The organism is Nocardioides pelophilus (assembly GCF_014180685.1).
Lineage (GTDB): Bacteria > Actinomycetota > Actinomycetes > Propionibacteriales > Nocardioidaceae > Nocardioides > Nocardioides pelophilus.
In genome coordinates, this window is record NZ_JACEHF010000150.1 from 1 (window position 1) to 10,328 (window position 10,328).

Sequence of the window (10,328 nt, forward strand, 5' to 3'; positions counted from 1 at the left end):
CATGCCGCCGGCGGCCGATGCCGAGTCGCGCACCGTGACGGAGTGCCCCATGCGCACCAGGTGGTACGCCGCCGACAGGCCCGCCGGACCCGCCCCGATGACCAGCACCCGCCGACCGGTGGGGGTGGCGGTGACCTTGACGTCCCAGCCCTCCGCGAGGGCCTGGTCGCCGAGGAACCGCTCGACCGAGTTGATGCCGACGGCCTCGTCGAGGTTGCCGCGGTTGCAGGCGGTCTCGCAGGGGTGGTAGCAGACGCGTCCCATGATCGCCGGGAACGGATTGGTCTCCATGATCGCGCGCCACGCGGCCTCGTAGCCCGCCCCGCCGCTCTCGGCGAGGTAGAGCCAGCTCCGGACGTCCTCGCCTGCCGGGCAGGAGTTGCCGCAGGGGGCGGTCAGGCTCCGGTAGACGGGGCGCTCGGTGCGCCACGTGCCGGTCAGGTCGGCGAGGCTGGAGCCGGGCCCCAGGGTGACGGCGTACGGGAGCTTCATGGTGTCTCCTCGGTCAGCAGCCCGTAGCGGGCGATGTTGCGGTCGGCGCGGTCCTGCAGGGCAGCGACGACGTCCGGTCGCCCCGCGCCGGAGAACAGGTGGGCGAACCGCGACTGCGGCTCGAGGTAGTCGGTCACCGGCACCGGCTGCCGGATCGGCGTGACGTGGGTGACCGAGCCGTGCTCGGCCTCGAAGACCGGGAACAGACCGCACCGGGTCGCCAGCCGGGCGATCCGGATGGTCTCGGAGGACGCCGATCCCCAGCCGAGCGGGCACGGAACCAGGACGTGCAGGTAACGCGCGCCGTGCATCGACATCGCCTTGGTCACCTTCGCCTCGAGGTCGTGGAGGTCCGCGACCGTCGCGGTGGCGACGTAGGGGATCTCGTGGGCCATCGCGATCAGCGGCAGGCTCTTGCCTGTGCCGAACGCGTTGCCGACCGACGTCCCGACCGGGCGGGTGGTCGCCGTGCTCGCTGCCGGCGGGGTGGCGCCCGACCGTTGCACGCCGGTGTTCATGTAGCCCTGGTTGTCGTAGCAGACGAACAGGACGTCGTCGTTGCGCTCGAACATCCCCGACACGCAGCCGAGGCCGATGTCGACCGTGCCACCGTCGCCCGCCTGGGCGACGACCCGGATGTCGTCGCGACCGGTCGCCCGGAGGGCCGCGGAGACGCCCGATGCCACGGCGGCCGCGTTGCCGAACAGCGAGTGGAGCCACGGCACCTGCCAGGCGGACTCGGGGTAGGGCGTCGAGAACACCTCGAGGCAGCCGGTGGCGTTGACGGTGACCATCCGGCCACCCGCCGCGCGGGACGCCGCGTCGAGGACGACCCGAGCCGCGAGCGCCTCGCCGCAGCCCCGGCACGCGCGGTGGCCGGAGGTGATCGCGTTCGTGCGGTCCTGGCCCGACTGGACCGACCGCTGGTCGGGGTCGAGCAGCCGGTTGCCGGCCGCGAAGGTGCCGATCTGGTAGAGCGGTGTCGTGGTCATGGGACGGTCACCTCCGCCTCGCGGGCGATCTCGTCGGCCGCGACGGTCTCGTCGAGGTCGACGTAGTGGAGGGCTCCCCTCGGAAGCCGGCCGTGGAGGACGTCGAGCACCAGCTGCCGCAGTCCGGCCCGGGTGACGGGTCGGCCCCCGAGCCCCATGACGACGTCGTGCACCTCGGTGCCGGGTGACGCCGTGAGGCGCACGTCCTGGCCCAGGATGCTGCCCGAGCCGACCGCGATCGCCCGGTTGACCACGATCGCGCGGGGGATGCCGCGCAGGGCCTCCCGGACCGCCTCGTGCGGCCACGGCCGGTAGCAGGTGATGCCCAGGACGCCCGCGGCGATCCCCTCCTCACGCAGCGCGTCGACCACGTCGGCGGCGGTGCCGAGCGCCGAACCCATCGCGACCAGCACGACCTCGGCGTCGTCGATCCGGTACGGCCGAACGAGGCCCCCCGACTCGCGACCGAAGGTCGACTCGAACTCCGCGGCGACCTCGGCGATGTCCGCCAGCGCGGCCTGCTGACGTCGCGCCATCAGGTACTTGACCTCCGTGAACTGCCCGGGACCGACCATCGCGCCGATGGTCACCGGGTCGTCGGGGTCGAGCCACTGGCGCGGGGCGAAGGCCGGGAGGAACGCGTCGACGGCGTCCTGCTCGGGGACGTCGATCTCCTCCATCGCGTGGGTGAGCACGAATCCGTCCATGCAGACCATGACCGGCACCGACAGCCGCTCCGCCAGGGCGAACGCCTGCAGGTGCAGGTCCACGGCTTCCTGGTTGGACGACGCGAAGAGCTGGAGCCAGCCCGCGTCGCGCTGCGACAGGGCGTCGGAGTGGTCGTTCCAGATGTTGATCGGCGCGCCGAGCGCTCGGTTGGCGACCGTCATCACGATCGGCAGCCCGAGACCGGAGGCGTTCGGCAGGGCCTCGGCCATGAACAGCAGTCCCTGGCTCGAGGTCGCCGTGTAGGTGCGGGCCCCGGCCGCGGAGGCGCCGATGCAGGCCGAGAGCGCGCCGAACTCGGACTCGACCATGAGGTACTCGCACGGCGCCAGGTCGCCGGTCGTCACCAGGTCGGAAAGCCCCTCGACGATGTGGGTCTGCGGCGAGATCGGGTACGCCGCCACCACGGCCGGCCGGCAGCGAGCGACCGCGTCGGCGACTGCCCGCGAACCCTCGACCTGCCTAAGCATGGTGCTGCTCCTGTTCCTGGATCACGACCGCGTAGGCGTCCTCGGCCAGCCGCAGGTTGGCCGTGATCACGTCGATCGGGCGCGACGCGAAGCGCTGGCGGATGGCCCGGTGCACGGCCTCGAGGCTCACGGAGCCCGTGACCGCGGCGACGGCGCCGAGCAGCGCGGTGTTGGGAAGCGGGCGCCCGAGCAGCCGCCACGACAGCTCGGTCGCGGGCACCGTCACCATCTGCTGCCCGGGTCCGAGGACGAGCCCGGCCTCCGCCAGCTCGGCGGGCGTCCGGGAGGTGTTCACGACCACGACACCGTCGTCGGCCAGACCGTCGAGGACGCCGCCGCCGCGCAGCAGGGTCGGGTCCTGGAGGACCACCAGGTTCGGGTGGTCGACGGGGTCGTGCGAGCGGATGGGGCGGTCGTCGATCCGGCAGAACGACACCACCGGCGCCCCCGTGCGCTCCGAGCCGAAGCTCGGCAGCGCCTGGGCGTGCAGTCCCTGGTCGAAGGCGGCGAGGGACAGCAGCTCTGCGGCGGTGACGACGCCTTGGCCGCCCCGCCCGTGGATCCGCACGTCGAGGGTCATGTCGTCGCTCCTCGCGCTCCGGCGCCGACGAGCTGGACCAGCTCGACCAGGCGGCAGACGTAGCCCCACTCGTTGTCGTACCAGCCGAAGACCTTCACGAAGCGGCCAGCCGCCTGGGTGAGAGCGGAGTCGATGACGCACGAGGCCGGCTCGCCGATCACGTCGGCGGAGACGAATGCCTCGTTCTCGTAGCGCAGCCGGCCGGCGAACGCCTCGGTACGGGTCGCCGCCTCGAACGCGGCGTTCACCTCGTCGACCGTGACGTCGCGGTCGAGCAGCACCGCCAGGTCCACCAGCGAACCGGTGACCACCGGCACCCGGAGAGCGACGCCGTCCAGCTTCCCTTCCAGCTCCGGGAGCACCTGGCTCACCGCGCGGGCCGCGCCCGTGGTCGTCGGGATGATGTTGACCGCGGCGGACCGGGCCCGTCGGAGGTCCTTGTGCGGGCCGTCGAGGAGGTTCTGGTCGCCGGTGTAGGCGTGCACCGTCGTCATGAATCCCTGCTGGATGCCGAAGGCGTCGTGCAGCACCTTGACCATCGGTGCGACGCAGTTCGTGGTGCAGGAGGCGTTGGAGACGACGTCGTGGTGCGCGGCGTCGTACGTCTCGTCGTTGATGCCCATGACGATGGTCGCGTCGACTCCCTTGCCGGGCGCGGAGATGACGACCTTGCGGGCGCCGGCCTCGAGGTGGCCACCGGCGGCGTCGGCCGTCCGGAACTTGCCGGTGCACTCGACCGCGACGTCGACGGCCAGGTCGGCCCACGGCAGCTCGGCCGGGGTGGTGGCGTTCGACCACGGGATCTTGCGTCCGTCGATGATCAGGCAGTCGTCGCCGGCGTCGACCTCGACCGGGAAGGCGCCGTACGTGGAGTCGCGCCGCAGCAGCGAACGCAAGGTGCGCAGGTCGGCCAGGTCGTTGACCCCGACCACCTCGAGGTCGTCGCTCAGCACGGCCTGGCGCAGGAGGGCGCGGCCTACTCGGCCGAGCCCGTTGATGGCGATCCTCGTGGTCATGGCGTCCTTCCTGGGGGCCGGGCGGCCCGCGCTCACTGCCAGCCTCGCCACTGGGGCGCCGGGAGGTCAGGGCCTCTGGTCACCGGCCAGAGGGACCTTGGGTCCTACGAGCGACCACCACCCCGCATCGATGCCCTCGACCAGGACGTCGAGATCGGTGACGTCGAGGTCGCCGGTGACGCCGAAGGCCAGCTCACCGCAGTAGCTGAACATCGCCACGCCGATGCACACCCGGTCCGCGATCGGCACGTAGGGAAGCATCTGCTCGACCTCCCGTCCCAGGCACGACAGGGGCTGCTGCGGGCCCGGCACGTTGGTCGTGACGGTCGACAGGTGGTGGTGCGGGAGCCGCAGTGCCAGGCGGGTCGCGCTCTCGACGACCGGGTACGGAACGGCACTGATCAGCTGCTGGGCAGCGACGCCGGCCGCGGGCTCGCCGGTGTGCCGGAGCCGGTCGATGACCTCGTGGACCGCCTGCACCCGCTCGACCGGGTCGTCGATCTGGACCGGGAGGTCGGCCAGCATCAGCGTCACCCGGTTGTCCGGCTCGTTCGCGCCCGACCCGGCCCAGGCCGAGACGGGCACGAGGGACCGGATGGCGTGCGGGTGCGGCTCGACGCCCCGGTGGATCAGCAGCGCGCGGAATCCTGCGGTCACGGCGGCGAGAGCGACGTCGTTGACGGTGACGTGGAGGTCGCGACGCACCTCGCGGGCCGACGACAGCGGCACGGCGGTCCAGGCGTAGCGCCGCCCCTGGTGGATCGTGCCCGTCACCGACGGCCCGTGCACGGGGACCAGCGCCGTTCCCAGCGCCAGGCCGCCGCGGCCGACGTCGATGGCCGCGCCGGTCAGGCGCCGCAGCCAGCTCCCGGACGACTTCCGCAGCCCCACGGTGGGAGGTGCGGCACCCTCCGGCATGTCGTAGACGACGCGGAGGAGCGCCGTACCGGAGACACCGTCGGCGAGCGCGTGGTGGACCCGGGAGAGCAGACCCCAGCGTCCGCCCGCGAGGCCCTCGACGAGGGTGACGTCCCACAACGGGTGGTCGCGGTCCATCCGCTCGGCCATGAGCTGACCCATCACCTCGGCCACCTCGGCCCGTCCTCCGGGCGCCGGCACCGCGACCCTCCGGACGTGGTCGCCCAGGTCGAAGTCGGGATCGTCCTCCCAGACGGGTGCTCGCAGGCCGAGCATGCTGCGCCGTACCCGTTTCCGGTAGAGCGGCGCGAGTGGGAGCCGCTCCTCGACCAGGTCCCGGAGCTCCTCCAGACGCGGGGCGGAGCCGCCGAGCACGGCGAGCGACCCGATCACCATCGAGCTGCCCGGGTCGACGTCCTCCGCGGACAGGAAGGCCGCCGAGAGTGCGCTGAGGTGCTCCATGCTCATCAGCATCGGTCGGCGTACGGAGCCCCGCCGGAGGCGAAGGCCATCCGCTCCTGGGACCAAGGGCCTACGGGTTGCCCACCGGCGCCTCTGCCGCGGTCGGCTCGCGCGCGAGACGGTGGCAGTGAAACCCGATCACTGGAGGAGCAATGAACGCCATGACCCGCCGTCCCCGCGCGCTGATCGTCTACGAGTCGATGTTCGGCAACACCGAGCACGTCGCAGCGGCCGTGGAGAGCGGTCTTCAGCAGGCGGGCTTCGACACCGATCTCGTCGAGATCAGCTCGGCGCCGGCCGTCCTGGACACCGACCTCGACCTGCTCGTCGTGGGCGGCCCGACCCATGCGTTCTCGCTGAGCCGGGCCCAGACCCGGGCCGAGGCGGTCCGCCAGGGGGCGCCGGCGGAGCGGGCCGAGCACGGACTGCGCGACTGGCTCGCGTCGGTGCACCCCGACGATGGCGGCGGGCCGGCCCTCGCCGCGTTCGACACCCGGGTCACCAAGGTCCGTTGGCTGCCGAAGGCCGCCGGCCCGACCGCCGTCCGGCTGGCTCACAAGCACGGTCTCGCGGCTCTCGGCAAGCCGGTCGGCTTCCTGGTCGACGACGTGCAGGGCCCGCTCCTCGAGGGTGAGCTCGACCGCGCGACCGCGTGGGGACGGCAGCTCGGCGCCGTCTGCCAGCAGAAGGTCTAGCAGCCCCACGAGCCCCGCCCCCGCCAGCAAATGGGCCGGTCAACGACCGGGGGTCTCAGACCACCGGTCGCAGCTGGCGGGGAGCGGCGGAGTCCGGTCCGACCGGCGCCGCCAGGCGGACCTTCGCGTCCACCACCAGACACCCCTCCGGCCCCACGAGCACCGGGTTCAGGTCGAGCTCGGCGACCTCGGGTACGTCGATCGCGAGCCGGCCGAGCGCCTCGATCATCGACTCCAGCCCGGCCACGTCACCCCGGGGCGCACCCCGGAAGCCGTCGAGCAGCGGCCACACCCGGAGCGACCGCACCGCCCGCTGGGCGTCGGCCCGCGCGATCGGCGGGACGAGGAAGGCGCGGTCGTCCCAGACATCGGTGGCGATCCCTCCGGCGGCGACCATGACGAGCGCGCCGAGAGCCGGGTCCCGGACCACGCCGAGCGCCACCTCGGCGCCGGAGACCATGGGCTGCACCAGCACGTCGCTCGAGTGCCCGAGCTCGCGGGCGAACGCCCGGAAGGCCTTCTTGATCTCGGACTGCGTGCGGATCCCGATGCGGACCAGGCCGCGGTCGGTCTTGTGCACGACGTCCGGGTCGGCGACCTTCATCGCGATCGGGAAGCCCAGCCGGGCAGCGGCCGCGGCCGCTCCGGAAGCGGAGCCGGCGGTCTCTCCGAGCAGGTCGATCCCGTAGCCGGAGAGCAGCCCGGCGGACTCGTCGGGGGTCAGCCAGCGCCCGTCGGGGTGTCCGCTCAGCTGCTGCCGGACCTGCGCCCGGAGCCGTACGACGTCCGCGGGCTCGCTGTGCGACGGAGCCGCTCGTTCGACGGCCAGCCACTCGGCGTACCTCACCGCACGGCCGAGGGCCCGCACCGCGGACGCGGTGGTGAGGTAGGTGGTGATCGGGTGCTCGGTCTTCGCCGCAGGCGGCAGGCCGCCCAGCGGCACGGCGATGACCGGCACGTCGGGGTGGCGCTCGCGGACGGCCGAGAGGCCGGTCATGGTGGCGGAGCCGTCGGTGACGCCGGTGGCAACGGGGACGATGAGCACGGAGTCGACCTCGCCCGAGGTGATGATCGTGTCGAGCATCGCGCCCAGCTCGTCGGCGCCGGCGCCGGCGCCGGCGNGCGGCCAGTCGCGCCTGGAGCTCCGGTGAGAAGACCGGGACCTCCAGGCCGACCTGCTCCGTCGCGTCGGCGGCGAGCACTCCCATCCCGCCCGCGTTGGAGATGATCGCGAGCCGGCGCCCGCGGGGCAGCGGCTGCTCGGTGAGCAGGACGGCGGTCCGGGCGAGGTCCTCGGCGTCCTGGCAGCCGATGACACCGGACTGCGCGAAGAGCGCGTCGACGCCGACGCCGGGCGTGGCCGCCGCCGCCGTGTGGGAGGCACCGGCCCGGCTGCCGCCGGCCGACCGACCACCGACGACCGCGAGCAGCGGCTTGCGCTCCGCGAACCGGCGGGCGAACCGCGCGAACTTGGCGGCGTTGCCGAACGACTCCAGGTAAAGGGCAGCGGCCGTGACGTCCGGGTCGTCGTACCAGGCTGCGAGCAGGTCGTTGCTCGAGACGTCCCCCTTGTTGCCGAGGGAGACGAAGGTGTGGACGCCGAGGTCGAGCTTGCGGGCGAGGTCCATCAGGACGATGCCCACGCCACCGGACTGGCTGGCCACCGCGAGGCCGCCCGACGGCGGGACGGCGTCGTGGAAGGTGGCGTTGAGCCGGATCTCGGGGTCGTTGATGAGCAGGCCGAGGCAGTTGGGGCCGACCAGCCTGATGTCGCGCGACCGTGCGGTCGCCGACAGCTCGTGCTGGAGGCGGGCCCCCTCCTCCCCCAGCTCGCCGAACCCCGACGACACGATGACCGCGGCCCGGATACCGGACGCGGCGGCGTCGAGCAGGACGTCGTTGACGGCCGTGGCCGGGACGCAGACGACCACCAGGTCGACGTGGCCGGGGATGTCCGCGAGGCTCGGGTAGGCCGGCACCCCGGCCAGCGACGTCTGGCGCGGGTGCACCGCAGACACCGTGCCGCGGAAGCCACCGGCGGTGATGGACCGGAGCACCGTCGCGCCGATCCCGGTGTTGTCGGACCGGATGCCGACGACCGCCACCGATCGCGGGCGCAGCAGCGGCACCAGCGATCGGGACTCGGCGCGGAACTCGCGATCATCGGCGCGCTCGTGCGCCTCCTCGGTCGCGGTCGTGCCGAAGGACAGGATGACGGTGCCCTGGTCCGAGGTCCGGGTCAGCGAGAAGCCGGCGTCGGCGAAGACGGTGAGCATCGGGTGGTTCTCGGCGAGCACGTCGGCCTCGAACTCCGTGAAGCCGCGCACCAGCGCCATCGCCGCCAGGTGCTCGAGGAGCAGGGTCCCGACCCCGAGCCCCCGCGCCGCGTCGGCGACGAGGAACGCGATCTCACAGCGGTGCTCGTCCAGCGGCTCCGCGGTGGCGAGCCCGACGATGCGGCCGTGGTGCACGGCGACGAGAGCCATCGGGTTGTCGACCTCCAGCAGGTGGTCGACGTACGTGTGGGCGGTCTGCCTCGCCACCGTGAAGAACCGGAGCCGGATCGCCTCGTCCGAGACGCCGTCGTGCAGCGCGCGCAGCCCCTCTTCGTCGTCGGCGCGCAACGGTCGCACCACGGCGATCGAGCCGTCGGCCAGGAGTACGTCGGCCGGCGCAGGCCGATCTGCTGTCAGCTCATCAAGGGCAGGCATGCCTCGATCCTCACCCCTGGCGTCAAGTCCGGGGAGAGCCCTTGGTCCTGTCCCTCCGGGGACCTGGGTCGGTCAGCCCTTCCCCGCAGCGCGGCGCTGCGCGGCGAACACCAGGGCCCGGATCCGGTCGGAGTGCCGCCCCGTCGCGGTGAAACGCATCGCGAGACCGTTGCTGCCCCCGGGGAACGAGATCGAGCGGACGACCGTCGCGGGCAGGCTCAAGGTCTCGTCGGGGACCTTGAGCGCCAGCTCGACCGTCGACCCCGACGAGGGCAGGACCCCGCGTGCGACGGCCCGGAGCCCACCCTCGGAGAGATCGACGGCCATGCCCGCGGTCGGCACCAGCGACTCGAGCGCGGCGTTCCACTCCACCAGCGAGGTGATCCCGACGGCGAGCGAGACCGGGACTCGGAAGAACTCCCTGCGCTGCTGCCGGGTCACCTCGCCCTGCGGCGTCAGTACCCACACCGGGCCGTACCGACGCCAGACCGGGGCGACCTCCACGACCGTGCGCATGACACCGGACGCGTGCAACCAGGTGAGCTCCACCGTCGTACCGACCGGTGGCGCCTCGACCTCGTCACGGTGCGCCGGCTGCGGCCGGACGACGGTGATCGCCGTCGGCGGGGCATCACGCGGTGTCACGTCGGACACCCGGGTCTCGAGCTCGGTGACCGTGCCGTCGTCCGCGACCAGCACCAGGGTGACTGGTGAGAGCACCTCGGGATACCCGCCGCGCAGGCGGGCAACACGGCGGCCGTCCTCGAAGGTCACGTCCCCTTCGTCGGCGCAGGCGGCCAGGACCTGAGGCAATCGTGGTTTCGCGCTCGACCCGCGTCGCGGGGAGCAGTCACTGTCGTCCCCCGTCAGGGCAGCGGTAGGTCACTCGTGTCCGTGCTCGCAGGCCGGAGGGCCGGACGACGGCAACGGCGTCGCCGGCCACGGCGTTCGAGCCGGTCAGGGTGATGTCGAGCCGCGCGACGATCTCCCGTTGACCGTCCTCGACTGCGAACGACTGCCCGGGGCCGGACGACCCGTCGGGCAGCGTCCAGGCGACCGACACCGATCCGGCGGCGCCGTTGGTCCCGATGGTCGCGACCAGCGCCACCGTCGCGCGCGGGCACCGGGCGACAGCCGGGTCTGCCGACACGGCGACGGTCGCGACGGACAGCTCCCGCGCGGGCGACGACTCCGCCGGAGCAGGCTCGTCGCGCAACCACCAGACCGCGCCCGTGGCTCCCACGGCGACCGCCACGGCGACGGCTG

10 protein-coding genes and 1 pseudogene are annotated in these 10,328 nt (G+C 73.0%); 1 reads left to right on the top strand and 10 read right to left on the bottom strand.

Annotation, left to right across the window (positions count from 1 at the left end; genetic code table 11):
- The 6 genes from H0488_RS18605 to H0488_RS18630 form a co-directional block, all read right to left on the bottom strand.
- Nucleotides 1-492 (bottom strand): FAD-dependent oxidoreductase (locus H0488_RS18605; protein WP_183100735.1); only part of this gene is annotated, 492 nt, incomplete at its 3' end.
- Nucleotides 489-1,484 (bottom strand): thiamine pyrophosphate-dependent enzyme, encoded by a 996-nt coding sequence (locus tag H0488_RS18610; RefSeq protein WP_183100736.1) that lies wholly within the window; start codon nt 1,482-1,484, stop codon nt 489-491. The genes H0488_RS18610 and H0488_RS18605, both read right to left, overlap by 4 nt.
- Nucleotides 1,481-2,680, bottom strand: coding sequence for a transketolase C-terminal domain-containing protein (locus H0488_RS18615; protein ID WP_183100737.1), 1,200 nt, complete (start codon nt 2,678-2,680; stop codon nt 1,481-1,483). Before H0488_RS18615 ends, H0488_RS18610 begins: the two co-directional genes overlap by 4 nt.
- Nucleotides 2,673-3,260: a 2-oxoacid:acceptor oxidoreductase family protein gene (locus H0488_RS18620; protein WP_183100738.1), complete on the bottom strand. Its 588-nt coding sequence runs from the start codon at nt 3,258-3,260 to the stop codon at nt 2,673-2,675. The genes H0488_RS18615 and H0488_RS18620 overlap by 8 nt, the downstream gene beginning before the upstream one ends.
- The gene (gene gap / locus H0488_RS18625) at nt 3,257-4,276 is read right to left on the bottom strand and encodes a type I glyceraldehyde-3-phosphate dehydrogenase (protein WP_183100739.1); all 1,020 of its coding nucleotides are present in this window, start codon (nt 4,274-4,276) and stop codon (nt 3,257-3,259) included. The genes H0488_RS18620 and gap overlap by 4 nt, the downstream gene beginning before the upstream one ends.
- A 66-nt stretch (nt 4,277-4,342) precedes the next feature.
- Nucleotides 4,343-5,656, bottom strand: coding sequence for a wax ester/triacylglycerol synthase family O-acyltransferase (locus H0488_RS18630; protein WP_183100740.1), 1,314 nt, complete (start codon nt 5,654-5,656; stop codon nt 4,343-4,345).
- A 161-nt stretch (nt 5,657-5,817) separates the two neighbouring features.
- Between H0488_RS18630 and H0488_RS18635 the strand changes: the two genes are divergently transcribed.
- On the top strand, nt 5,818-6,351 hold the full coding sequence (locus H0488_RS18635) for a flavodoxin family protein (protein ID WP_183100741.1): 534 nt from the start codon (nt 5,818-5,820) through the stop codon (nt 6,349-6,351).
- A 55-nt stretch (nt 6,352-6,406) separates the two neighbouring features.
- On the opposite strand, the gene H0488_RS18640 is transcribed toward H0488_RS18635, so the two are convergent.
- The 4 genes and pseudogenes from H0488_RS18640 to H0488_RS18660 all read right to left on the bottom strand — a co-directional run.
- Nucleotides 6,407-7,435, bottom strand: a complete 1,029-nt coding sequence (locus H0488_RS18640; protein WP_183100742.1) for an acetate--CoA ligase family protein — start codon at nt 7,433-7,435, stop codon at nt 6,407-6,409.
- A gap of 196 nt (nt 7,436-7,631) precedes the next feature.
- Nucleotides 7,632-9,062 (bottom strand): annotated as a pseudogene (locus H0488_RS25305) (GNAT family N-acetyltransferase); the annotation flags it as partial.
- 72 nt (nt 9,063-9,134) lie between these two features.
- Entirely contained in the window at nt 9,135-9,836 is a 702-nt protein-coding gene (locus tag H0488_RS25130) for a flagellar brake protein (protein ID WP_183100743.1), read from the bottom strand.
- A 76-nt stretch (nt 9,837-9,912) separates the two neighbouring features.
- Nucleotides 9,913-10,328: hypothetical protein (locus H0488_RS18660; RefSeq protein ID WP_220794773.1), on the bottom strand; the 416-nt coding region annotated here is incomplete at its 5' end.